The sequence below is a fragment of the Bradyrhizobium mercantei genome, from assembly GCF_001982635.1.
In the GTDB taxonomy this organism is placed as follows: Bacteria; Pseudomonadota; Alphaproteobacteria; order Rhizobiales; family Xanthobacteraceae; genus Bradyrhizobium; species Bradyrhizobium mercantei.
Window position 1 is genome coordinate 344,347 of record NZ_MKFI01000006.1, and the last position, 26,495, is coordinate 370,841.

13 protein-coding genes are annotated in these 26,495 nt (G+C 65.9%); 8 read left to right on the forward strand and 5 right to left on the reverse strand.

The window, feature by feature from the left end; translation table 11 throughout:
• Nucleotides 1-209: 209 nt before the first annotated feature.
• Nucleotides 210-686, reverse strand: a complete 477-nt coding sequence (locus BI327_RS28385) for a MarR family winged helix-turn-helix transcriptional regulator (RefSeq protein ID WP_076864572.1) — start codon at nucleotides 684-686, stop codon at nucleotides 210-212.
• A gap of 78 nt (nucleotides 687-764) precedes the next feature.
• Here BI327_RS28385 and BI327_RS28390 point away from each other — a divergent pair, with 78 nt between their 5' ends.
• Both BI327_RS28390 and BI327_RS28395 read left to right on the forward strand, forming a co-directional pair.
• Complete coding sequence (locus BI327_RS28390; protein ID WP_076864573.1) at nucleotides 765-2,585, forward strand: chloride channel protein; 1,821 nt, start codon at nucleotides 765-767, stop codon at nucleotides 2,583-2,585.
• Between the two features lie 158 nt (nucleotides 2,586-2,743).
• The gene (locus BI327_RS28395) at nucleotides 2,744-4,462 is read left to right on the forward strand and encodes an N-acyl-D-amino-acid deacylase family protein (protein WP_076864574.1); all 1,719 of its coding nucleotides are present in this window, start codon (nucleotides 2,744-2,746) and stop codon (nucleotides 4,460-4,462) included.
• A 187-nt stretch (nucleotides 4,463-4,649) separates the two neighbouring features.
• On the opposite strand, the gene BI327_RS28400 is transcribed toward BI327_RS28395, so the two are convergent.
• Complete coding sequence (locus tag BI327_RS28400; protein WP_076864575.1) at nucleotides 4,650-5,963, reverse strand: MFS transporter; 1,314 nt, start codon at nucleotides 5,961-5,963, stop codon at nucleotides 4,650-4,652.
• Between the two features lie 223 nt (nucleotides 5,964-6,186).
• Here BI327_RS28400 and BI327_RS28405 point away from each other — a divergent pair, with 223 nt between their 5' ends.
• The 5 genes from BI327_RS28405 (at nucleotide 6,187) to BI327_RS28425 (ending at nucleotide 11,668) form a co-directional block, all read left to right on the forward strand.
• Complete coding sequence (locus BI327_RS28405; RefSeq protein WP_076864576.1) at nucleotides 6,187-6,945, forward strand: class I SAM-dependent methyltransferase; 759 nt, start codon at nucleotides 6,187-6,189, stop codon at nucleotides 6,943-6,945.
• Between the two features lie 40 nt (nucleotides 6,946-6,985).
• Nucleotides 6,986-7,639, forward strand: a complete 654-nt coding sequence (locus tag BI327_RS28410; protein WP_076864577.1) for an ABC transporter ATP-binding protein — start codon at nucleotides 6,986-6,988, stop codon at nucleotides 7,637-7,639.
• Nucleotides 7,636-10,095, forward strand: coding sequence for an ABC transporter permease (locus BI327_RS28415; RefSeq protein WP_076864578.1), 2,460 nt, complete (start codon nucleotides 7,636-7,638; stop codon nucleotides 10,093-10,095). The genes BI327_RS28410 and BI327_RS28415 overlap by 4 nt, the downstream gene beginning before the upstream one ends.
• A complete protein-coding gene (locus BI327_RS28420) occupies nucleotides 10,085-11,170 on the forward strand; it encodes a lipocalin-like domain-containing protein (protein ID WP_076864579.1) in 1,086 nt (361 codons plus the stop codon). The genes BI327_RS28415 and BI327_RS28420 overlap by 11 nt, the downstream gene beginning before the upstream one ends.
• Nucleotides 11,171-11,278: 108 nt before the next feature.
• A complete protein-coding gene (locus BI327_RS28425; protein ID WP_076864580.1) occupies nucleotides 11,279-11,668 on the forward strand; it encodes an MAPEG family protein in 390 nt (129 codons plus the stop codon).
• A gap of 156 nt (nucleotides 11,669-11,824) precedes the next feature.
• On the opposite strand, the gene BI327_RS28430 is transcribed toward BI327_RS28425, so the two are convergent.
• From BI327_RS28430 to BI327_RS28440, 3 genes are all read right to left on the reverse strand, one after another.
• Nucleotides 11,825-13,015 carry an ABC transporter substrate-binding protein gene (locus BI327_RS28430; protein WP_076864581.1) on the reverse strand — a complete coding sequence of 397 codons (1,191 nt, stop codon included), beginning with the start codon at nucleotides 13,013-13,015 and terminating at the stop codon, nucleotides 11,825-11,827.
• A 306-nt stretch (nucleotides 13,016-13,321) separates the two neighbouring features.
• Complete coding sequence (locus BI327_RS28435; protein WP_076864582.1) at nucleotides 13,322-16,492, reverse strand: efflux RND transporter permease subunit; 3,171 nt, start codon at nucleotides 16,490-16,492, stop codon at nucleotides 13,322-13,324.
• On the reverse strand, nucleotides 16,489-17,778 hold the full coding sequence (locus BI327_RS28440; RefSeq protein WP_076864838.1) for an efflux RND transporter periplasmic adaptor subunit: 1,290 nt from the start codon (nucleotides 17,776-17,778) through the stop codon (nucleotides 16,489-16,491). Before BI327_RS28440 ends, BI327_RS28435 begins: the two co-directional genes overlap by 4 nt.
• A gap of 800 nt (nucleotides 17,779-18,578) precedes the next feature.
• Between BI327_RS28440 and BI327_RS28445 the strand changes: the two genes are divergently transcribed.
• Nucleotides 18,579-26,414 carry a cadherin domain-containing protein gene (locus BI327_RS28445; protein WP_076864583.1) on the forward strand — a complete coding sequence of 2,612 codons (7,836 nt, stop codon included), beginning with the start codon at nucleotides 18,579-18,581 and terminating at the stop codon, nucleotides 26,412-26,414.
• The last annotated feature ends 81 nt before the right edge of the window (nucleotides 26,415-26,495 follow it).

The window sequence follows — 26,495 nt, forward strand, 5'->3', positions numbered from 1 at the left end:
ACCGGCTGCCGCTCAATTTCAATGGTAACGCCCCCGGTATGGTTTATGAAGATTTCATGACAAAGACAAGCCGTATCCCTTGTATTGCATCGTGCATTAGCCGCGAATTGTATTCAGTTTAGCACGACTAGGTTGCATGTGACCGCGCGCCGCCAGCCAAGGGCGAGGAACGCCCGATTTCCGCGCGCGACGCGATGCGCGCAACGCATTCATCCCGTTCGGCGCGACAGCACCTGCTTCAACAGCGGCTCGATCCGCGACAGCTCATCGAGATGAACCGCCGACAGTTCGGCGAGACGATCGGCCGCAAGGCGGGTTAGTTTCAAGAGCACCCGCCGCTGGTCGACGGGATCGAGCACACGTTCGACCAGCCCGGCCTCGGAGAGCCGGTCGACCAGCTCGACCGTGGTGTGATGACGAAGCCGCAGCCGCTCGGCCAGATCACCGACCGCAACCGGGCCACCGCCCGGATACCCCCTGATCGCGAGCAGGGCCTGATGCTGCCGGGGCGTCAGGCCCTCGGCTTTCGCGGCATCCTGACTGAATTCCAGAAATCGGCGGATCAGATAGCGAAATTGCGACAGCGCCTCGTAATCCGCCTGGCTGGGAACCCGCTTGCGGGCCTTGTTCCGGGCCTTGGCCGGGGGTTTGGCCGGCGATTTCGAGGGTCTCTTCATCGCTGCCATTCGATCTCTCCCGCTTGTAATTATATCGCAATACGATATGACGCGCCCGTTCACTTCACCCCGAGCCTTACGCCACCAATGAGCGTCATTTCCACCAAATCGAACGCCGCCGCCAACGCCAGTACCAAGACCAGTACCAAGATCGGCGACAAGGCCAGTCATCTTCTGAGTGACTTCACGACCGATCCGCGCGTCGTGGTGATCTCGGCCATTGCCGTGTTCGTCTCCGCCGCCGGCGTGCTGGCGGGCGCGGGGCTGCTGGAGCTGATCAAGCTCGCCACCAACATCGCCTATTTCGGCCGGTTCAGCTTCGCCGACCTGAAATTACAGGATTCGCCGCTTGGCCTCTGGACCGTGCTGGTGCCGGTCGCAGGCTCGCTGATCATCGGGTTGATGGCACGCTTCGGCAGCGAGAAGATCCGCGGGCACGGCATCCCGGAAGCGATCGAGGCCATCCTGCTCGGCCGTTCCCGGCTCGACCCCAAGGTCGCGATCCTCAAGCCATTGTCGTCGGCGGTGTCGATCGGCACCGGCGGCCCGTTCGGCGCCGAGGGTCCGATCATCATGACCGGCGGCGCGATCGGCTCGCTGATCGCGCAGATGCTCCCGGTCACCGACAACGAGCGCAAGACCCTGCTGGTGGCCGGCGCCGCCGCAGGGATGACCACCGTGTTCGGAACGCCGATTGCCGCAATCATGCTCGCGGTCGAACTGCTGCTGTTCGAATGGACGCCGCGCAGCTTCATTCCAGTCACTGTCGCAGCCGTCGTGGCCGCGGTCGGGCGCACCTTCCTGCATATGCCCGCGCCGCTGTTTCCATTCACCGGCGGCGTCGAGATCTCGGTGCTCCAGCTCGGCGCCTGGATGCTGATCGGAATCCTCTCCGGACTGCTGTCGGGCGTGCTCACGCAGCTGGTTTACGGCTTCGAGGACCTGTTCCTCAAATTGCCGATCCACTGGATGTGGTGGCCGCTGATCGGCGGCCTGGTCGTGGGTCTCGGCGGGCTGATCGAGCCGCAGGCACTCGGCGTCGGCTACGACAACCTTGCGTCCATGCTGCAAGGCGACGTGGTGCTGAAGGCCGCGCTGCTGCTGCTCGTGGTGAAGGCCGTGATCTGGTCGGTCGCGCTCGGCTCCGGCACGTCGGGCGGCGTGCTGGCGCCGCTCTTGATCATGGGCGGCGCGATGGGCACGGCACTGAGCGGCTATTTGCCGGCCGCGAGCCCCGGCTTCTGGGCGCTGCTGGCGATGGCGGCGACGATGGGCGGCACGATGCGCTCACCGCTGACCGCGACCTTCTTCGCGGTCGAGCTCACCGGCAACACCCATGTGCTGCTGCCGCTGATCGCGGCCTGTTGCAGCGCGCATGGCGTCACGGTGCTCTTGATGCGGCGCTCGATCCTGACCGAGAAGGTGGCGCGGCGCGGCCACCATCTGGTGCGCGAGTACCGCGTCGATCCCTTCGCACTGACACGCGTGCGCGACGTCATGACCAAGGCGGTCGAGAGCGTCGCGGACACCATGACGCTGCACGGCGCGGCAGCCTTCCTGACCAACCCGAAGACCACTCACCCGAGCTTCCCTGTCGTCGACGCCAACCATCACGTGCTGGGCGTCATCGACCCTCCGTCCGTGCTGCGCTGGCGCCGCGCCGGCAAGCACCGCACCGCCACGCTCGGCCAGTTGCTGACGGGGAGCAAGATCACCGTCGCCTATCCCGACGAATATCTCGACCGGCTCGCCGATCGCCTGATGCAGGTGAACATCTCGCATCTGCCTGTGATCTCGCGCGAAGATCAGCGCCTCGTCGGCTATATCGGCTGGAAGGACCTGATGCGCGTGCGCGCCAGGTTGCAGGCCGAAGAAACCCAGAAGACAGCTTTCTTCGGCGCGCGGTAGATCCGCGACGTGTTGCCCAGCGGAACAAATTTCCGCCGGGCGGCAACGCCAAAGCGCAGAACTGCCAGTGCATCCCAGAGCTTCATCGGCGCTGGTTGACAGCATCAAGGGCTCACCCATGATGCCGTCAACCAAGAACAGCCTCGGGATGAAATGCCATGACCTCGACCCCAGACCTCGTGATCCGCGGCGGCGCCATTGCCGACGGCAAGGGCGGCGACCTCTATGAAGCCGATGTCGCGATCTCCGGCGGCAAGATCACCGAAGTCGGCAAGGTCGCAGCGAAAGGCAAGGAAGAGATCGACGCGCGCGGCAGACTGGTGGCGCCCGGCTTCGTCGACGTCCACACCCATTACGACGGCCAGGTGACCTGGAGCCAGGACATCACCCCGTCGTCGCAGAACGGCGTCACGACCGCGATCATGGGCAATTGCGGCGTCGGCTTCGCGCCGTGCCGGCCGAGCGACCACAACAGGCTGATCCAGCTGATGGAGGGCGTCGAGGACATTCCGGAGCCGGTGCTAAGCGCCGGCATTCCCTGGGTGTGGGAGAGCTTCCCCGACTACATGGAGTGGCTGTCGAAGCGCAGCTTCGATATGGACATCGGCGCGCAGCTGCCGCATGCCGCGCTGCGGGTTTATGTGATGGGTGAGCGCGGCGCGCGCCGCGATCCGGCAACGGTGGAAGACAACAAGGCGATGGCGGCGCTCGCCGGCGATGCCGTGCGCGCGGGTGCGCTCGGCTTCTCGACCTCGCGCACGCTCAATCACCGCACCTCGACCGGTGACTACACGCCGACGCTGAAGGCGGGTGAAGACGAATTGACCGCGATCGCCGGCGCGATGCACGGCGTCGGCCGCAGCGTGCTGCAATTCGTGCTCGACCAGAGCACCGTGCACGAAGACCTTCCGATGATGCTGCGGGTCGCCGAGAACACCAAATGCCCGATCTCGTTCTCGGTCGCGCAGGCCGACAAGGCGCCGCGGCGCTGGCGGCAGACCATGGACACCATCAATGAAGCCGCCGCGCGCGGCCTGTCGATCACGACCCAGATCGCGGCGCGGCCGGTCGGTTTGCTGCTCGGGCTCGAATTGTCGCGCAACCCGTTCCAGACCCATCCGAGCTATCGCGAGATCGCGAAATTGCCGCTGGCCGAGCGGCTGAAGCACCTGCGCCGGCCCGAGGTGCGCGCCGCGATCCTGAGCGAGAGCGCAACCGCGACCGACGATCCGCTGTTCTTCCGGCCGAACTACGACAAGATGTACCTTCTGGGCAATCCGCCGGACTATGAACAGCCGCCGGAAAACGCGCTCGGCCCGCAGGCGCGCCGCCAGGGCCGGCAGCCGGAAGAGCTCGCCTATGACGCGATGCTGACCGACGACGGCCGCGGCATGCTCTATGTGCCGTTCCTGAATTACGCCGACGGCAATCTCGATGCCGTGCACGAGATGCTGCGCGAGCCGAGCGCCGTGCCCGGACTGTCCGACGGCGGCGCGCATTGCGGCATCATCTGCGACGCCAGCTTCCCGACCTATCTGCTGACGCACTGGACCCGCGACCGCAGCCGCGGCGAAAAACTCTCGATCCCGTTCGTGATCGCGGCACAGTCGCGCAAGACCGCGCTGTCGGTCGGTCTGCACGATCGCGGCGTGATCGCAGCGGGCTTCAAGGCCGACATCAACGTGATCGATTACGACCGGCTGCATCTGCATCCGCCGAAGGTGCACTACGACCTCCCGGTCGGCGGCCGCCGCCTGCTGCAACAGGTCGACGGCTACGACGCCACCATCGTCTCGGGCGTCGTGACCCAGCGCGACGGGAAGGCCACCGGCGCACGCCCGGGCCGGCTGGTGCGCGGTGCGCGGGGATTGAACTGAGATAGAAGCAGCGACGCACCCTCCCCTGGAGGGGGAGGGTCGGATCACATTGAGCGCAGCGAAATGTGAGACGGGGTGGGGTGATCTCTCAACACGGGCAGTGCCCGCATGGAGAGACCACCCCACCCCGCCGCTCATTTCATTCGCGTCGACCCTCCCCCTCCAGGGGAGGATCAAACGAGCTACCTCACGTCGACGACACGGCACCCCGAATCGTGCTGTCCGGCTGCGGCTGCCCGGTCAGCCGCGCGCGCTCGGTGTTCGGCCATAGCAGCAGCAAGCCGAGCAGGCCGGAGCCGGCCATGATCGCGGCGTTGATGGTGAAGCCGGACATGTAGCCGGCCATCGGCGTGGCGGCGTGCTGGATCACATTGCCCATCACCATCGGCGCCAGGATGCCCGAGATCGTGTACAGCGCACCGTAGATCGCGATGATCGCGCCGCGCTGCGATACCGGCGTGAACTCGCCGAGCATCGGCGGGCACACCACATAGATCGAGCCGCACAGGCCGGAGCCGATCACCAATGCCGCGATCATCAGCCCGCCCGGCGGCACATAGGGCAGCGTCGCGAGGATGCAGCCGCCGATGATCAGCGGCACCGAGCCGAGCACGCCGCGCGCGCCGCGGGTCGTGAAGCCGCGCGCCAGCATCAGCTGCGAGATCCAGCCGGTCAGGATCACGATCGTCGCGCCGAAGATCCAGGGCAGGATCGAGACGAAGCCGGCCTGCTGCTGCGAGAAGCCGAGCCCCTCGATGATGAAGGACGTGAACCAGGTCAGCCCGAGCGACAGCGCCCAATAGGCGCCGAAGGTCGCGATGACGCAGCCGACGAAGGTCCGCGAGGTCAACAGCTTCAGGTAAGGAATCCGCGGCTCGTCGGCGGCGACGGCCGTCGTCGAGACCAGCGGCCCTTCCTTGCCGAGCGCGAACCAGGCAACGGTCCAGATCAGGCCGACGATGCCGAGCGCGCCGAAGGCGTGATGCCAGCTGTGATTGACGATGATCCAGTTCAGCGCAGGCACCGCGAGGATCACGCCAAACGCCGAGCCCTGCGACAGGATCGCGGTCGGCAGCGTACGCTTCTCGTCCGGAAACCACTTGTAGATCGCGTGCGCGGCGACCGAAAAGGCCGGTCCCTCGCCGGCCCCGAGGATGATGCGGCAGATCATCAGCGTCGTGAGGCTCACGGTGCCGACCATCGGAAATTGCGCCAGCGACCAGATCACCGCGAGGATCAGCAACACCCAGCGCGTATCAACGCGGTTGACGATGAAGCCGACCACGATCGCCGAGATCGAAAACAGGTAAAAGAAGGACGAGCCGAGATCGCCGAACTGCTCCGGCGTGAGACCCATTTCCTTCCTGATCGGCACGCCGGCCAGCCCAACCACGATCTTGTCCGCAAAGTTCACCACCATGAACAGGAACAGAAGGAAGGTGATTTGCCAGGCGCCCTTGGGTGTATCTTTCGCCGCCCTCGGCGTCGTTTGCGTCGTCATGTCCGGCTCCCCGTCGTTTCGTTTTTGGCTTCGTAAAATCGGCCCCAATTGGCGATGCTAGCCACGCCTCGCCGTGCAACGCAACAACGCATTTTCCCGGGGTCGCACCGCCCGGCGCGGTTGTCACGGCCGATCACGATCGCGTCGTCGCGGCCGCGGAGCGGTGATCTGTCATGGAGGCGCTGCTATGTTCTGCGCAATGAAAAAAGCCCGGGGTTATTTCATGAACAGATTGATGCTTCGCGCGGCCGCCTGCGCTGCGCTCGCGACCGCCACGCTGCTCGCCGTGCCTTCTGCCCGCGCAGAAGACGCCGCCAGTCCCGACTATGCCGCGATCGTCGCCGCACCCGACCGCAGCGATGCGGATCGCCAGGTCGACCAGCGCCGCCAGCCGGCCAAGATGCTCGCCTTCGCCGGCGTCAAGCCCGGCATGACCATCCTCGACATGGCGGCGAGCGCCGGCTACAGCACCGAATTGCTGGCGCGCACCGTCGCCCCGTCGGGCAAGGTCTACGCGCAGGATTCGGCGACCGTGCTCGAGCGCTTCGTCAAGGACAAGTTCGACACCCGCGCGAAATCGCCGGCGATGAAGAACGTGGTCCATGTGGTGCGGGACTATGACGACCCGATCCCGCCCGAGGTCAAGGACCTCGACATGATCACCTTCTTCTTTTTCTACCACGACATCACCTATCTGCCGGTCGATCGCGCCGCGATGAACAAGAAGATGTTCGCCGCGCTCAAGCCGGGCGGCTTCCTCGTCATCGCCGACCACTCGGCCAAGCCGGGCGACGGCACCAATGTCGCCAAGACGCTGCACCGGATCGAGGAGAGCACCCTGAAGCAGGAGATCGAGGCCGCCGGTTTCAAGCTGGTCGCGGAGGGCGATTTCCTGCATCATGCCGAGGACCCCAAGGACATTCCCGTCTTCAAGGCGCCGGTGCCGATCGACGAGTTCGTCCTGAAATACCAGAAGCCTTGAATGAGGCACGGCCATCGCTTCATCTGACCAGACCGCCGCGGTGCTTCGCGTCACCGGCCTGACCAAGAGTTACCGCTCTGCTGGTGAAGACGTCGCGGTGCTGCGCGGCGTCGACCTTGCCGTTGCAACCGGCGAGAGCGTGGCGCTGACCGGTGAATCCGGCAGCGGCAAGAGCACGCTGCTGCATCTGATCGCGGGGCTGGATGCCGCCGACAGCGGCGAGATCGCCCTCGCCGACAGCGTCGTCTCCCGCCTCAACGATGCCGGCCGCGCCGAGCTGCGCCGCGACCGGCTCGGCCTCGTCTTCCAGCAGTTCAATTTGATCCCGAGCCTGACGGTCGCGGACAATCTGGTGTTCCAGTCGCGCATCGCCGGCCGGCACGATGCGGCCTGGCTCGACGAGCTGGTCGAGCGCCTCGGCCTCAAGAATTTCCTCAGGCGCTATCCCGAGCAATTGTCCGGCGGCCAGCAGCAGCGCGTCGCGATCGGCCGCGCGCTGGCGCCGAAGCCGCTGTTGCTGCTCGCCGACGAGCCGACCGGCAATCTCGACGAGGACACCGCCGACGAGGTGCTGCGTCTCGCGCGCGATCTGGTTGTTCGCACCGGCTGCGGTTTCCTGATGGTCACCCACAGCGCCCGGCTCGCCGCGACGCTCGACCGCCAGGTCAACCTGCATGCTGGAGTCATTGCGTGAGGCGCCCGCTATGGATCCTCGCGGTGCTGCTCAGCCACTGGCGGCGGCATCCGATGCAGCTCGCGACGCTGCTGATCGGGCTGATCTCGGCGACCGCGCTGTGGAGCGGCGTGCAGGCGCTGAACCAGCAGGCGCGCATCGCCTATGACCGCGCCGCCGCAACCTTCGGCGGCTCGCGCACCGCTGTTCTCGTCAGCAAAGACAGCGCGACCTTCCCGCAACAGCTGTTCGTCGATCTGCGCCGCGCCGGCTGGCCGGTGTCGCCGATGCTGGAGGGCCGCGTCCAGATCGACGGGCGCAGCTTCCGCCTGCTCGGCGTCGAGCCGGTGACGCTGCCCTCCGAGGTCGGCAACGCGCCGGCGGTCGGACGCGGCAGCCTGCAATCCTTCGTCACGCCGCCGGGCGAAATGCTGGTGGCGGGCGAGACGCTGCGCGACCTCGGCCTCAGGGAAGGCGAGCGGCCGCAGGCCAACGGCACGAGCCTGCCGCCGCTGCGCCTGCAGGCGGAGCTCGCGCCCGGCGCGCTGGTGGTCGATATCGGCATCGCGCAAGACATTTTGAAGATGCCCGGTCAGGTGTCGCGCCTGCTGGTCGGCAAATCCAAAGCGCCGCACGCAACGCTTGAAAGCGTTGCCGGTGAAAAACTCCGTCTGGTCGAGCCGAGCGCCGAGAGCGACCTCGAACGGCTGACCGACAGTTTCCATCTCAACCTCACCGCATTCGGCCTGCTGTCGTTCTTCGTCGGGCTGTTCATCGTCAACTCCGCAATCGGGCTCGCCTTCGAACAGCGTCTGCCGATGCTGCGCACGCTGCGCGCCTGCGGGGTCTCGGCGCGGATGCTCAACACCGTGCTTGTGATCGAGCTGGTGTCGCTGGCGCTGGTCGCGGGCCTGATCGGGCTGGTCTGCGGCTATTTCATCGCGGCAGCCTTGCTGCCCGACGTCGCGGCCTCGCTGCGCGGGCTCTATGGCGCGCAGATTCCCGGCCAGCTTTCGCTCAAACCCGTCTGGTGGTTCGCCGGCATCGCGATCAGCATCCTCGGCGCGCTCGCCGCGGCCGCCGCGAGCCTCGCCAAGGCGATCCGGATGCCGGTGCTGGCCACGGCGCAGCCGCAGGCCTGGCAGCACGCGCAGCGCCGCTGGCTGATCTTCCAGAGCGCGACGGCGCTCGCGGTGTTTGCGGTCGCAGCAGTGCTCATCCAATTCGGCGATTCCCTGATCGCGGGCTTTGCGGTGCTGGCCGCCCTGATGCTCGGCGCGGCATTGATTCTGCCGATGGTGCTGCAGATCGCGCTCGCGATCGGCCAGCGCAGCGCGCGGGCGCCGGTCGGCATCTGGTTCTGGGCCGACAGCCGCCAGCAGCTGTCGGGGCTGTCGCTGGCGCTGATGGCGCTGCTGCTCGCGCTCGCCGTCAATGTCGGGGTCGGCACCATGGTGGAGAGTTTCAGCCGCACTTTCCTGGTCTGGCTCGACGGCCGCCTCGCCGCCGACATCTACATCAGCGCCGCCAGCGACACGCAGGCAAAGGAGATCAAGGCCTGGCTGCGCGACCGGCCGGAGGTTGATGCTATCCTGCCCGGCGGCCGCGCCGACACCCAGCTCGGCGGCGCGCCGATCGAGGTGCTCGGCCTGCCCGACCACACCACCTATCGCGACAATTGGCCGTTGCTCGAGAGCACCGCGAATGCCTGGGTCAGGCTGCGCCCGGGCGACACGTGTCTGGTCAGCGAGCAACTGTCGCGGCGGATGAAGCTCGCCATCGGCGATCACATCGAGGTGCCTGCCCCCGGCGGCAGCTGGCCGCTCGAGATCGTCGGCATCTATGCCGATTACGGCAACCCCAAGGGCCAGATCGCGGTCAACTTCGCCGCGCTGACGCGCCGCTTCCCGCAGACACCGCAGACCCGGCTCGGGCTCCGCGTCGCGCCCGATCGCATCCCGGCGCTGATCGCGGCGTTGCAGGAAAAATTCGGCCTCGACGACCGCAACATTGCCGACCAGGCGACGATGAAACGGGAATCCAAGCGGGTGTTCAATCGCACCTTCTCGGTGACCGCGGCGCTCAACGCCTTCACCCTCGGCGTCGCCGGCATCGCGCTGCTGACCAGCCTGCTCACGCTCGCCAATTCGCGGCTGCCGCAGCTCGCGCCGCTGTGGGCGATCGGCCTGACGCGGCGGCGGCTCGCGGCGCTCGAACTGTTGAAGACCATGGCGGTGGCGCTGATCACCGCGCTGTTCGCGCTGCCGCTCGGCCTTTTGGTGGCGTGGTGCCTGCTTGCGATCGTCAACGTCAAGGCGTTCGGCTGGCGGCTACCGTTCCAGGTCTTTCCGCTGCAACTGATCGAGCTGCTCGCGGTGGCGATGGCGGCCGCGCTCTGTGCCGCAGCGCTGCCGGTTGCTAGACTGGCCCGCATGCAGCCGGCCACCCTGATCCGGACCTTCGTCAATGAACGCTAGCCGCACGATCACGCGCCGCGCCTTCGCAGGCGGCGCGTTGGCGCTCGCAATGGGCCGCAAGTCGTTCGCGCAGGGCTTTGCCGGGCTTGGCGAGACGGCTGAAGGCTTTGCCGCCGTCACGCCGGGCAAGCCATTCGCATTCCCCGCCGATCACGGGCCGCATCCCGAGTTCCGGATTGAATGGTGGTATGTGACGGCGAACCTGTCCGACACGAGCGGTGCAGCCTATGGCGCACAATGGACGCTGTTCCGCCAGGCCATCAAGCCGGGCGGGCCGGCCGAGGGCTGGGCCAACCAGCAGCTCTGGATGGGCCACGCGGCGGTGACCAGCGCCGCCACGCATCGCTTCGGCGAGACGTTTGCGCGCGGCGGCATCGGCCAGGCCGGTGTCGAGGCCGTGCCGTTCCGTGCCTGGATCGATGCCTGGGAGATCCGCGGGCTCGATGCCTTTGATCCGCAGCGCGTCGCGCCGCTCGAGCTCAAGGCCTCCGCCGCCGACTTCTCAACCGCACTTCGCCTCGATGCCGAGCATCCGCTGGTGCTGCAAGGCGACCACGGCTACAGCCGCAAATCGGATCGCGGACAGGCCTCCTATTATTACAGCCAGCCGTTCTACCAGGCTTCCGGCCGCATCGTGATCGACAACAAACCGGTCGACGTCACCGGCATGGCCTGGATGGATCGCGAATGGAGCAGCCAGCCGCTGGCCGCTGACCAGACCGGTTGGGACTGGTTCTCATTGCATCTGCCCGGCGACGAGAAGCTGATGCTGTACCGGCTGCGCCAGAAGGACGGCCGCGAGAACCTGTTCGGCAACTGGATCACGCCGGACGGCCGCTCGGCCGAGATCGCAGCCGCCGGCAACAGCATCACGCCGATCACAAGCAGCGAGATCGGCGGCCGCAAGCTGCCGACATCGTGGCGCGTGAACCTGCCCGCGCGCGGCCTTGCCATCGAGACCACGCCGCTCAATCCCAAGAGCTGGATGGGAACCAGCTTCCCCTATTGGGAAGGCCCGATCCGCTTTTCAGGCAGCCACGCCGGGTTAGGCTATCTTGAGATGACCGGATACTGAAACGCCGACAGAAGATCGGCGCCGCCAAGAATAGGTCCTGCTTGTCACACCGGGCGGCGCTGCCGCGTCATGACATCGGGGCCAATGGAATGAGAGGAAACGCCGGACATGTACCATTACACAGCCATCGTCACCTGCCTTGCGGTCGCGTTCTATTTCTTCACCACCACCCAGGTCGCGCGCGCCCGCGTCGCCTACGGCATCAAGCTGCCGGCGATTTCAGGCAATCCGGATTTCGAGCGCATCTTCCGCATCCAGATGAACACGCTGGAGTGGATGCCGATCTTCCTGCCGTCGCTCTGGCTGTTCGCGATCTATATCGGCGACGCCGCGGCCGCAGTCATCGGCGCGATCTGGGTCGTCGGCCGCATCGTCTACTTCATCGGTTATCGCGAGGCGGTGGCGAAACGCAGCCGAGGTTTTGGCATCCAGGCGACGGCCGCCATCATCTTGTGGGCCGGCGCGATCGGCGGCGCGGTGTGGCGGCTGGTGCATTGAGGCCGAGACGCCGCCACAACCACCAACGTCGTCCTGGCGAAAGCCAGGACCCATAACCACAGGGCGTGGTTATGGGCCATCTGACGGCCACAGCGTGGCGCAACAACATCCAGCCGGGGTAATGGGTCCTGGCTTTCGCCAGGACGACACCACCGTTTACTTGGTCAGCGGGCAGCCGCTTTCCTTGGCGGTGAAGAAGGCCTTGTCGCCGGGCACCACGGCGAGCTGCTTGTAATAGTCCCACGGCTTCTTCGACTCCGAGGGCTTCTTGACCTCGAACAGATACATGTCGTGCACCATGCGGCCGTTCGCGAGCACCTTGCCCTGCGCGAAGGCGTCGTCGACCGGCAGCTCCTTCAGCTTCTTCGTCACCGTGTCGGAGTCCTTGGTGCCGGCGGCCTTCACCGCTTTCAGATAGCTCAGCGTCGCTGAATAGGTGCCCGCCTGGATCATGTTCGGCATGCGGCCCGTGCGCTTGAAGAAGCGCTCGGAGAAGGCGCGCGTCTTGTCATCGCGATCCCAGTAGAAGCCCTCGGTCAGGACCAGCCCCTGTGCGGTCTCAAGTCCGAGACCATGCACGTCCGAAAGGACCATGAGCAGGCCGGCGAGCTTCTGACCGCCCTTCACGATACCGAATTCGGCCGCCTGCTTGATCGAATTGACCGTGTCGAGACCGGCATTGGCGAGCCCGATGACCTTGGCCTTCGAGCTCTGCGCCTGCAGCAGGAAAGAGGAGAAGTCCGACGAGTTGAGCGGCACGCGAACCGAGCCCAATACCTTACCGCCACTCTCTTTCACGATTTCGCTGGTGTCCTTTTCCAGCGCATAGCCGAAGGCATAGTCGGCGGTCAGGAAGAACCAGGTATCGCCGCCGGCGTGCACCAGCGCGCTGCCGGTGCCGACGGCGAGTGCGCGGGTGTCAAACGCCCAATGGAAGCCGTAGGGCGTGCAGGCATCGCCGGTGATGCGCGAGGTCGCTGCACCCACGACGATGTCGATCTTCTTCTTCTCGTTGGACAGTTCCTGCACCGCGAGCGCGACCGAAGACGTCGTCAGCTCGGTGATCATGTCGACGCCCTCGGTGTCGTACCAGCGACGGGCAATCGCGGTCGCAAGGTCCGGCTTGTTCTGATGGTCGGCGGTGATCATCTCGATCTTCTGGCCGAGCACCTCGCCGCCGAAATCCTCGATCGCCATCCTGGCGGCTTCGACCGAGTACTTTCCGCCGTAGTCCGCGTAGACGCCCGACTGATCGTTCAGGATGCCGATCTTGACGCCCTGGGCCATCGCCGGCGCCGCAAGCATCAGGCTGCACGCCGCGACGGCGGCCAAAAATCCCGACTTCATCTTTATGCTCTCCCAGCAGTTTCTATCAGGAAAAATCGGCGCGACATTATTTTATAACCCCGCGCCTGCCCATCGATTTCCGTCTTTGTCCGATCAGCCAAAAGTATGGGCTCGACGTCGGCGCGCGCTTATAGCTCCCCGTCACCCCCGCGCAAAGGCTTCGCCTTTGTCGCTGGAGGAGCGCGGAACGCGCGTCTCGAAGGGTCGACGGCCCGGCTGGTGGGCCGTGCATCCTTCGAGACGCCTGCTTCGCAGGCTCCTCAGGATGACGGAGAAAGAGCAACCGCCGCGGAATGCCGGTCGCCACTACCCCGCCACGGCCGCCGGTTCCTTCGGCTTGCCCTCGTTCTTTCCTTCCGCGAGGTTGCGCACCACCATGTAGAAGATCGGCGTGAAGACCAGGCCGAACAGGGTGACGCCGAGCATGCCGAAGAACACGGCGACGCCTACCGCCTGACGCATCTCCGAGCCCGAGCCGGTCGACACCACCAGCGGCAGCACGCCGAGGATGAAGGCGAACGACGTCATCAGGATCGGCCGCAGGCGCAGCCGGCAGGCCTCGATCACCGCCTCCAGCCGCGGCCGGCCCTCGAGCTCGATGTCGCGCGCGAACTCGACGATCAGGATCGCGTTCTTGGCGGCCAGTCCTACCAGCACCACGAAGCCGATCTGGGTCAGGATGTTGACGTCCTGGCCCATGATGCGCACGCCGATCGTCGCCGCGAACAGGCACATCGGCACGATCAGGATCACCGCGAACGGCAGTGTCCAGCTGCCATATTGCGCGGCGAGCACGAGATAGACGAACAGCACGCAGATCGGGAACACGTAGATGCCGGCATTGCCACCGGTCACCTGCTGATAGGACAGATCGGTCCATTCGAACGAGAAGCCGCTGGGCAAGGTTTCGTCGGCGAGCTTCTTGATGGTGTTGAGCGCCGTCGTCGAGCTGACGCCCGGCGCGGGCTCACCCTGAAGTTCGGACGCCGAGTAGAGATTGTAACGCGCGACCCGGTCGGGTCCCGAGACGTCCTTGAAGTCCACGATGCTGCCGAGCATCACCATGTCGCCGGCGGCGTTGCGGGTGCGCAGTCGCGACAGATCGGGGGTGTCTTTACGGAACGGCAGGTCTGCCTGCGCGGTGACGTGATAGGTGCGGCCGAACAGGTTGAAGTCGTTGACGTAGGTCGAGCCGAAATAGGTCTGGATCGTATCGTTAATGTTGGCGATCGGCACCCCGAGCTTCTGCGCCTTGACGCGATCGATGTCGACGAACAGCTGCGGCGTGTTCGCCGAGTACGGCGAGAACACCGAGGTCAGGCTCGGCGACTTGCGGGCGGCCTGCACCAGCTCGTCGGTTGCGGCTGCCAGCAGTTCCGGTCCACGCCCCTGTCGATCCTGGACGCGGATGGTGAAGCCGCCACCGGTGCCGATGCCGGGCACGGCCGGCGGCGGAATGACGATGATGAAGGCGCCCTGGATCACCGACAGCCGCTTGCGCAGGTCGGCCGTGATCGCGGTCGCCGTCAGCCCCTTCTTCAGCCGCGCCTCCGGCTCGTCGAACACCGGGAACAGCGCCGCGGCATTGCCTGCCTGGGTGCGCGTCGCGCCGGAGAAGCCGGCGAACGCCGCGACCCGAACGATGCCGGGCGTATCGAGCGCAATCCGCTCGATCTCGCGCACCACGGCCGTGGTCCGCGCCAGCGACGCGGCGCCCGGCAGCTGCGCCGAGATGATGACGTAACCGCGATCCTGCGCCGGGATGAAGCCCTGCGAGGTGGTCGCAAGCAGCCAGCCGGCGCTGCCGATCAGCGCAAGGTAGATCACGACCATCACGACCGTGTGCCGGATCACGAAGTCGGCCACACCAGCATAGCCGTGGGCCAGCCGGTCGAACACGCGGTTGAACAGCGCGGTGAAGCTGTCCCAGCCGCGCGCGATGATGTTCCAGCGTGCCGGCGGACGCTTCTCCTCATGCGGCACCAGGATCTGCGAGGCCAACGCCGGCGACAGCGTCAGCGAGCAGAAGCAGGAGATCGCGGTCGCGACCGCGATCGTCACGGCGAATTGCTGGAAGAACTGTCCGGAGATGCCGCCGAGGAACGCGGTCGGCACGAACACCGCGCACAGCACCAGCGCGATCGAGACCAACGCGCCGCCGACCTCCTCCATGGTCTTGAGCGCGGCGTCGCGCCTGGACATGCCGTGCTCGAGATGCCGCTCGACATTCTCGACCACCACGATGGCGTCGTCGACCACGATGCCGACTGCGAGCACGAGGCCGAACAAGGTCAGATTGTTGATCGAGAAGCCGAGCGCGGCCATCACCGCGAAGGTGCCGACCAGCGACACCGGGATCGCGATGATCGGGATGATCGCAGGCCGCCAGCCCTGCAGGAACACCAGCACCACGATGACGACCAGCGCCATCGCCTCGTAGATGGTCTTGATCAGCTCATGCACCGACTGGGCGATGAATTCGGTCGGGTTGTAGCCGATATTGTAGTCGAGCCCCTTCGGGAAGCTCGCCTTCATCCGCTCCATCGCGTCGGAGATACTCTTGGCGGTGGCGAGCGCGTTCGATCCGGGCCGCTGCGTCACCAGCAGCGCGACGGCGGATTTGCGCAGCAGGAAGCTGTTGGTGGCATAGGACAGCGCACCGAGTTCGACGCGCGCGACGTCACGCAGGCGCACGGTGCGGCCGTCGGAACCGGCCTTCACCACGATGTCCTCGAACTGCCTGATGTCCTTGAGGCGGCCGGTGAAGACGAGGTTGGGCTGGAATGCGCGATCGGCGATCGGCGGCTCGGCGATCTGGCCGCCGGCAATCTGCAGGTTCTGCGCCCGGATCGCCGCCAGCACTTCGCCCGAGGTCAGGCCGAGATTGGCGATCCTGTCCGGATCGAGCCACAGCCGCATCGAATAATCGCGGGCGCCGAACATCTGGATGTCACCGACGCCGTCGAGCCGCAGCAGCTGGTCACGGACCTGGAGCAGCGCATAGTTGGAAATATAGAGCTGGTCGAACGTGTCGTCGGGCGACAGCATGAACACGACCATCAGGATGTCGGGCGAGTTCTTGCGCGTGGTCACGCCGTTGCGCTGCACCTCTTCGGGCAGTCGGGGCTGCGCGATCGCGACGCGGTTCTGCACCAGCACCTGGGCCTTGTCGAGGTCGGTGCCGAGCTTGAAGGTCGCGGTGATGGTGAGCTGGCCGTTCGAGGTCGCCTGGCTGTAGAGATACAGCATGTCCTCGACGCCGTTGATCTCCTGCTCGATCGGAGCGGCGACGGTGTCGGACACGGTCTGCGCCGAGGCGCCCGGATATTGCGTGGTGACGACGACAGTCGGCGGCACCACTTGCGGATATTCCGAGACCGGCAGCGTCGGATAGGCGATCGCGCCGACAATCAGCAGCACGATCGACAGCACCATCGCGAGAATGGGCTGGTTGATGGAAAGCCTGCCGAGATTCATGGCTTCGCACCTGCCGCCGGCTTGGCAGCTTCCGCGGGCTTGTCGCCTGCGGCGGGCTTATCGCCTGCCGCTGGCTTGGCATCCGCCGGAGCTTTATCGCCTGCCGGGGCCTGCGCCATCTTCGGCGTTACCTTGGCGCCGACGCGGGCGCGTTGCAGCCCGTCGACGATCACATGGTCCTCCGGCTTGAGGCCTTCGCGGATCACGCGCAGGCCCTCATCGAGCGGCCCGAGCGTGACTGCCCTGGCTTCCACCGTGTTGTCGTCCTTGACCACGAACACGATCTTGCGCGACTGGTCGGTGGCGATGGCGCTGTCCGGGATCAGCAGCGCCTCATAGGGCGAGGAGCCGATGATACGGACCCGGCCGAACTGGCCGGGCAGGATCGAAAGATCGTGGTTCGGGATCACGGCGCGGCTGCGCAGGGTCGCGGTGGAGACGTCGAGGCGGTTGTCGAGGAAGTCCATCTTGCCTTCATGCGAAGGCTTGGTCTCGCCGGTCAGCGCCACCTGCACCGGATTGGCGGTGTCGCGCGAGCTCGGCCGTCTGCCCTCGAACCACAGCTTGCTGTTGCGCTGATAGGTCGACTCGTCGACGTCGAAATAGATGTAGATCGGGTCGAGCGAGACGATCGAGGTCAGGAGCGTCGCACCGCCCTCACTGCCCTGCACCAGATTGCCCGGCGTCACCAGATGCCGGCTGACGCGGCCGGTGATCGGCGCCAGCACGTGGGTGAACTCGACGTTGAGCTGCGCGGCCTTCAGCGTGCCCTCGGCCTGCGTCTCGGCGGCGCGCGCCGCCTGCAACGCCTGGCGGCGCTGGTCGACCACCTGCTCCGAGACCGCGCTGGTCTGCACCAGGTTCAGCCCGCGCTCGAGGTCACGCTTGGCAAGCTCGCCCTTGGCGCGCGCGTCGGCGAGCTGGCCCTCGGCCTGCAGCACCACCGCCTCGAACGGCCGCGGGTCGATGATGTAAAGCAGGTCGCCGGCGTGGACGATCGCACCATCCTTGAACTCGACACTGTTGACGAAGCCGCCGACGCGGGCACGGACCTGAACCTCCTCGATCGCCTCGAAGCGGCCGGTGAATTCGTCCCAGTCGGTGACGGTGCGCTTGACCGGCTGCGCGACCGTCACGGGCGGCGCCGGCGGCGCGGCCTGCGATTGCGCGCTCTTCTCGCCGCAGCCGCCGAGCGTCAGCGCGGCCAATAGCCCGATCGGCGCGAGGACGCGCCAAGGGCCGAGCGAGGCATGGCGGCGAAGCGAATGACGCTCGACGCTGGTGATCGAAGCCGGACGCTCCGTTCTGTCAATCGAACTCAATTCCCTCTCCCCCAAAAACTACGACGCACGCCGACCAAGCAGGGCTACGAAAGTCGCAATTGAAATTGCAGTGATTCATCGCGGGTGCACCGCCGTGATGTCGCGGCAGCGGACGTCACAGATGTAGCCGCCACCCAGTCTGTTCAAGATGGCGGCCGGATCAAGCAAATAGTTTTGTAGTCTGAAAGCCTTACGACGCATTCGCGAAGCCGTGACGACGAAAAGGGACAGTTTGGCTGGCCTTTCGACGGAGCAAGATCACAGACGAATCACTTGAATCAATTACAGGGCGAATTCACTTCACAGATTCGTCACACAACGTCCGATGCTACTTTCGGCGAAGAAACCGTCGAGTTGCAGATCGCGAAAACCAGCCGGGTTGCTGCACTCTACCTCCCGCTGCACTGGGCAGAATCAAGGTTAACACTGCGATTGTCATCCGGACACACATTGACACTCGGAAATATCGCCAATACGGTCATGGTTGCCAAACCGTAAAATTTTTTGGCCGCCGCATATTTCTCGAACATTCATTGGGTTTCAGTCGCGGCGTGAGTGAGTGAAAGCGACTACGTAAATGGCAAGCGCATTTGATCTTGCTGCTGACAAGGCGCCGCGGACATCGCGGCTTTCTCGAATTGCGGACGACCCGGTGCGATCTCAGGTCGCAGGGTGTCAACTTCAACGTGTGAACCGCTTCACACCTGATCATACCCAACAATTCTAATTATTGATCGGCTTCCACGCCGGTCGCAGGAGTGCTCATGACGACCATACCTGCTTATACAATCGGTGGTTTAACCCGCCCCGAACTTCATCTCGATCCGACCGGTCATATCATCCTCGATCCGGCGGCTCAGTCGTTCGCTGACACGTATGGTCTGCAATATCTCTACCTCGGCTGCCCTCCCGGCACGCTGTGGCCGCCGATCCCGGGCTTCCTGTCGCCGCCGACCGATACCAATTCCGGCGCCAATACCGTGGTTGAAGGCGCCGCCGCCAATACCTCGGTCGGCCTCACGGCGCATGCCGACAGCCTGATCGGACTTCCGGTCACCTATTCGCTAGTGTCCGATTCTTCCAATGGCGGCTTCAAGGTCGACCCGAATACCGGCGTGGTGTCGGTTGCCAATCCCGCCAAGGTCGACTTCGAGAGCTCCGGCGGCAGCTACGTCGTCAATGTGCAGGCGACCGACGGCATCTTCGTCTCGTCGCAGACCTTCACCATCGCGGTGAGCAATGCGCCGCCCTCGACGCCGACCGACAGCAACGCCGCCGCCAATGCCGTCAACGAAGGCGCCGCGGTCAACACCCTGGTCGGCATCACCGCATCGTCGGCCGACGTCAACGGTCCCGGCGTCACCTATTCGCTGACATCGGATTCCTCCAACGGCGGCTTCAAGATCGACCCCACCACCGGCGTCGTGACCGTTGCCGATTCCACCAAGGTCGATTTCGAATCCGCGCCGGGCCACGCCTACAGCATCACCGTGCAGGCCAGCGACGGCCATGGCGGCGTCAGCTCGCAGAGCTTCACCATCAACGTCAACGACGTTCCGATCTCGACGCCGGTCGACGCCAATCCCGCCGCCAACAGCGTCGTCGAGGGCGCCGCCGCCAACACGCTGGTCGGCATCACCGCCTCGGCGGTCGATCCGAACGGTCCCCCGACCACCTACTCGCTGGCCGGCGACACCTCGGTCGGCGGCTTCAAGATCGATCCCAACACCGGCGTCGTCTCGGTGGCCGATCCGACCAAGCTCGACTACGAGAGCGCGCCGGGCCACGCCTACACCATCACCGTGCACGCAACGAGCGGCGCGACGACGACGTCGCAGACCTTCACCATCGGCGTCACCGACGCGCCGCCGTCGGCGCCCACCGACACCGACGCCACCACCAATTCGGTGGTCGAAGGCGCGGCCATCGGCACCGTCGTCGGCGTCACCGCGCATTCGACCGACATCAATGGCGGCCCCGTCACCTATTCACTGATTGGCGATGCTCACGGCTTCACCATCAATGCCGCGACCGGTGTCATCAGCGTCGCCGACCCCACCAAGATCGATTATGAAACCTCCGGACCGGGCCATGCCTACACCATCACGGCGCAGGCCAGCGACGGCACGCTGACGAGCACGCAGACCTTCACGATCGGCGTCACCGACGTCGCGCCGTCGACGCCGGTCGACGTCAACGCCGCCGCCAACAGCGTCGTCGAAGGCGCGGCCGCCGGCACCGCCGTCGGCATTACCGCGTCGTCGACCGACGTCAACGGTCCGGCCGTGATCTGGTCGCTGACCTCCGACAGCTCGCTCGGCGGCTTCGGCATCGATCCCAATACCGGCGTCATCACCGTCGCCGACCCCACGAAGATCGACTACGAGGGCAGCGGCCCGACCCATTCCTACACGGTGACCGCGCAGGCCAGCGACGGTGCGGGCGGCACCAGCACGCAGAGCTTCACCATCGCCGTCAACGACGCTCCGCCGTCGGCGCCGGTCGACACCGACTCCACCGTCAATGCCGTCGTGGAAGGCGCGGCCGCCGGCACCACGGTCGGCATCACCGCGTCGTCAACCGACGTCAACGGCCCGCCTGTCACCTGGACACTGATCGGCGACACCTCGGTCGGCGGCTTCACGATCAACTCCACCACCGGCGTCATCAGCGTCGCCGACCCGACCAAGATCGACTACGAGACCAGCGGCCCCGGCCATTCCTACACGGTGACCGCACAGGCCAGCGACGGCCTGCAAGCCAGCTCGCAGACCTTCACCATCGCGGTCACCGACGTCGCCCCCTCCACCCCCGTCGACACCGACGTGGCCATCAACACTGTCGTCGAAGGCGCGGCTGCGGGCAGCACGGTCGGCATCACCGCGTCATCGACCGACGTCAACGGCCCGGCCGTGACCTGGTCGCTGGTCGGCGACAGTCACGGCTTCACCATCAATGCCACGACCGGCGTCGTCACCGTCGCCGATCCGAGCCAGATCGATTACGAGAGCTCCGGCCCGGGCCACGCCTACACCATCACCGCGCAGGCCAGCGACGGCACGCTGGCGAGCACGCAGGCCTTCACCATCGACGTCACCAACGCCCCGCCGTCGACCCCGATCGACAACGATGTCACCGCCAACACCGTCGTCGAAGGCGCGGCCATCGGCACCACGGTTGGCGTCACCGCGCTCGCGACCGACCCCGGCGGCTCGGCCGTCACCTGGTCGCTGACCGGCGACAGCTCGCTCGGCGGCTTCGGCATCGACGCCAATACCGGGGTCATCACCGTCGTCGATCCCACCAAGCTCAATTACGAGAGCAGCGGCCCGACCCATTCCTATACGGTGATCGCGCAGGCCAGCGACGGCGCCGGCGGCACCAGCTCGCAAAGCTTCACCATCGCGGTGACCGACGCTCCGCCGTCGACGCCGGTCGATACCGACCTCAGCGCCAACACGGTCGTCGAAGGCGCGGCAATCGGCACCACCGTCGGCGTCACCGCGAGCTCGATCGACGTCAACGGCCCGCCCGTCACCTGGTCGCTGACCGGCGATGCTCACGGCTTCGCCATCGATCCGAACACCGGCGTCATCACCGTCGCCGATCCCACCAAGATCGACTACGAGACCTCCGGCCCCGGCCACGCCTACACCATCACGGCGCAGGCCGACGACGGAGCGGGCGGCACCAGCTCGCAGACCTTCACCATCGCCGTCACCGATGTTGCGCCCTCGACCCCGGTCGACAGCGACGGCGCCGTGAACCAGGTGTCCCAGAACGCGCCGGTCGGCAGCTATACCGGCCTCACCGCGTCGTCCGTGGACGTCAACGGACCGGCGGTCACCTATACGATCGTCACCGACACCTCCAATGGTGGCTTCGCCGTCGATCCCTCGACCGGCCAGGTGACCGTCGCCGATTCCACCAAGATCCCCTACAACCCTGCCAGCCCGAGCTACGACGTCACGGTTCAGGCCAGCGACGGCACGGACACCAGCCAGCAGACCTTCACCATCAACGTCATCCAGAACACGCCGCCCGTCGCCAACGACGATGCGGTGTCGGCGACCGAGGCCGGCGGCCTCAACAATACGGTGCCCGGGACCAATCCGTCCGGCAACGTGATCCTCGGCACCGGCGCGGCCGGCGCCGTGCAGGACACCGACACGCAGGACGCCTCGTCCGCGCTGAAGGTGGTCGCCGTCCATACCGGGCCCGAAGGCGGATCGACGGGAACGGGAACGGTCGGCTTGGCACTGGTCGGCCTCCACGGCACGCTGACGCTCAATGCCGACGGCTCCTACACCTATTCCATCAACCAGACCGACGCGGCGGTGCAGGGCCTGCATACGTCGGCGGACACGCTGACCGACGTGTTCAACTACACGATCGCGGACACCGGCGGGCTGCAGGACACCGCAACGCTGACCATCACGATCCACGGCGCCGACGACCTGCCGCAGGCGGTGGCCGACACCGGCACGATGACCGAGGACGCCGCGCCGACCTCGTTCAACGTGATCGCCAACGACACCAAGGACCCTGATTCCACCGCGGCGAACACGATCTCGCTGAGCGGCGGCATCACCGTCACCGGCCCGGCCGGCGAGACCTTCGCCAACAGCGACGCCACCGCGTCGATCGTCAACAACCAGGTGCAGGTGACGCTGAACAACGCGGCGTTCCAGCAGCTTGCGGTCGGCGAGCACGCCACCGTCATCGTGCCCTACACGCTGACCGGCGACGCCGGCGAGACTTCGACTGCCAACCTCACGGTCACCGTCAACGGCGTCGACGACCTGCCGGTGGCGGTCGACGACAGCGGCAGCATGACCGAGGACCAATCGGGTCACGCATTCACAGTTCTCACCAATGACACGCTCGATGCCGATCACGGCGCGCCGAACAATGTCACGGTGGGCGCGGTCGCGAACCTGGTGGCGCCTTCGGGCGAGGGCATCGACCTCAGCGACATCAGCGTCAGCGTCAACGCCTCGAACCAGGTCGTGGTCAATCTCGGCGCCGATTTCCAGAAAATGCAGGACGGCGAGACCGCCACGTTCGACGTTCCCTACACGCTGCATGGCGACCAGGGCGCCACATCGAATGCGACGCTGCACGTCACGGTGAACGGTGCCAACGACGCGCCGGTCGTTACCAACGTCACGTTCAACGGCGCCAACAGCGCGACCGGCAATACCGATCTCGTCGTCAACGATCCGGCCGACGGCGCACCGTCGACCACGGGTCCCTTCAAGCTCATCAGCGGCAGCCTGCTCAGCGGCGCAACCGATGTCGACGGCCCGGGTCCGCTGGTCGTCCAGGCCGGCACTTTCGCAACCGCGCACGGCACGGTCACGATCCAGTCTGATGGCGACTTCGTCTACAAGCCCGCGGTCGGCTACACCGGGACCGACACCTTCACCTACCACGTCTCGGACCAGAATGCCGGCGCCTCCGGCCCCGGCATCGGCACCGGAACGGTGACCATCAACGTCGCCGCGCCCAAGGTCTGGTACGTCAACGCCGATGCGGCCACCGACGGCGACGGCTCCTCGGAAAATCCCTTCAACAATCTCTCGCACTTCAACGGCGCCGGCGGCGTCGACGGCGCGGGCGACACCATCTTCCTCGAATCCTCGTCCGGCCACTACACCGCCCCGGCCGGTGGCCTTCAGCTCGAGAACGGCGAACAGCTGATCAGCCAGAGCGCCGGCCTCACCGTGCCCGACGGCGGCGCCGGCACGGTGACGCTGGTGTCGGCGAGCGGCGCCAATGCCGTGATCGACGGCGGCGTCATCCTCGGCAGCAACAACAACATCCAGGGCGTCGATTTCGGCTCGAGCTCGACCTTCGCGCTGTCGGGCGCCAATGTCGGCACTGCCACGATCGACAATATCAAATCCGGCGTGATCAACAACACCGGCACCGGCGGTGCGGTCAGCATCACCGGCTCTGGCAACGCGCTGAACATGGACTTCTCGTCCGTCACCTCGAGCGGCGGCACCAACGGCATCGTGATCAACGGCGCCAGCGGCACCTTCCACGCCCATGGCGGTGCGATCTCGAATTCGTCCGGCTCCGACGTCTCGCTGAGCTCCGGCTCGCTGAATTTCGCCTACGACGGCACGATCAGCGACAACACCGGATCCACCGTCTCGGTGGCCAGCATGACCGGCGGGACGCAGAGCTTCACCGGCGCGATCAGCAGCAACGGCGGCACCGGCATCGGGCTGACCAGCAATACCGGCGCGACGATCAACTTCACCGGCGGCATGAACCTGTCGACCGGCGCGTCGACCGCGTTCAGCGCCACCGGCGGCGGCACGGTCAATGTCACCGGCAGCAACAACGCGCTGACCACGTCGACCGGCACCGCGCTCGACGTCGAGAACACCCAGATCGGCTCGAGCAACCTCACCTTCAAGAGCATCACGTCGAACGGCGGCTCCAACAACGGCATCATCCTGTCGAACACCGGCACCGCCGCCGGCAATGGCGGGTTGCATGTCACCGGCGACGGCTCGACCGCGGGCAGCGGCGGCACCATCGCCAACAAGACCGGCGCCGACGGCAGCACGACGCAGGGCAGCGGCATCTACCTGAACAACACCAAGGATGTTGAGCTCTCCTATCTGGCGATGCACGACTTCCAGAACTACGGCATCGTCGGCACCAACGTCACCGGCTTCACGATCGGCAACACAACGGTGACCGGGACCAACGGTACCAATGTCGGCGGCATCGGCGAAGGCGACGTCTACTTCACCGGCCTGTCCGGCACGGCGTCGGTGACCAACTCGACCTTCACGGGCGCAGCGCTCGACGCGTTCCATGTCTTCAACAACGGTGGTCAGACCCTCAACCGCATCACCATCACGGGCTCGACCTTCGCCACCAATACGGCAGCGGGCAACCAGTCGGGCGACGCCCTGGTGTTCCAGGCCACCGACGGCACGTTCAACGCGACCATCCAGGGCAACAGTTTCACCTCGGCGCGCGGTGACCTGTTCCAGCTCGATCTCCACGGCGGCGTCAGCTCGGACCTCGTGCTGGGTGGCGCGACCCCGGCGCTGGGCAACAGCTTCTCCAACAACAACCAGAACATCGTCTCGGGCGGCGGTGGCATCACGATCAGCTCCGGCGGGGCGGGCGATCACGCCAACCTGACCTTCAACATCTCGAACAACACCATGCGCGATGCCCTCGGCACCGCGCTCGGCATCAGCACCGGATCGGGAGCAAGTTCGTTTACAGGCACGATCGATTCCAACACGATCGGCGTCGCCGGCGTTGCGAACAGCGGCTCGGCCCAGGGCAGCGATATCGGCTTCGTCACGATGGGTGGCGCCAATTCCAGCGTCACGATCACCAATAACCATCTGTACCAGTACAACGACGACGGCATCTACTTGCAGACTGGTGATGCGGTCGACGGCGGCAACGCCCTTTTGACCGCGATCGTGATGGGCAACACGGCGTCCAACCCGGGCGCGTTCGGCAATCATGGCTTCGAGCTGAATGCCGGCACGATTGGCACCCCCGCCGACGCGCAGAGCGTCTCGCTGACGCTCGGCGGCACCGGTGCCCAGGAAAATCAGTTCCTCGGTTCGGGCGCGAATGGCGGCACCGATATTCGGCTGCGCGATCGCTTCAACACGACCGTCGGCCTGCACGCGGGCGACGGTTCGTCCTACGGCGGCGGCGCGACCGATACCGCCGCGATTTCGAGCTATGTCCTGTCGCACAATACGGTCACCACGGCGCCGTCAATCAGCGTCGCGGCGGGCAGCACCAACGGCTTCGGCGCATCGCCACTGCTCGCCGAGGACGGCGGTGTGCAGGCCGCTGTCGCGACCCCGGGTGAAACCCACCTGACCCAGAGCCAGCTCGACTCGGTTGTGTCGGTGGCGATCCATCAATGGGCGGCCGCGGGCATCAGCGGGACCCAACTCGCCGCGCTGCAAGCCGTCACCTTCAGCGTCGCGGACCTCGCAGGTCAGGTCGTCGGCCTGGAAAGCGCCGGTCACATCACGATCGATAGCGACGCTGCCGGCCACGGCTGGTTCATCGATCCGACTCCGGGGGACAATTTCGAGTTCACACAGGCCCTCAACGCGTCCGGCACCGATCTCCTGACCAGTTCGTCGACGGCGGCCGCGGGTCATCTCGACCTCTTGACCGCCGTGGTCCATGAACTGGGACACGTGCTCGGCCTCCCCGACTCCAGCTCGCCGGCCGACGTCCACGACCTGATGTATATCGGCCTCTCCGACGGCGAGCGGAAGCTGCCCGGCGCGGCCGACGTGGCGCAGGCCAACGGCACGACGGCGACCGCCGGTCACACACAACAGAACTTCGTGTTCACGCAGACCGATACGTTCGCCGGCCAGCAGACGGCGAACACGGCTCCCGCCATCCTGACCCACTCCGACTACTTCGCGTCGTTTGCGCAGAATGCCCAGACGCCGTCCGATCTGTTCAGCGGGCAATCCAACGCCGCGCCCTGGTGGACGGGTCACGAGACGCAACTCGCCGCCATGGGCGGAGCGGTGGTCGACAATCATATCCAGGTCCATCACGATCTGATCGTGTGATCGAGCGTCACCGCGTCCAGAACAACGCCTGCCGGCAAAACCCGGCAGGCGCGCCGCGGCCGCGAACATTCGCATCGATCA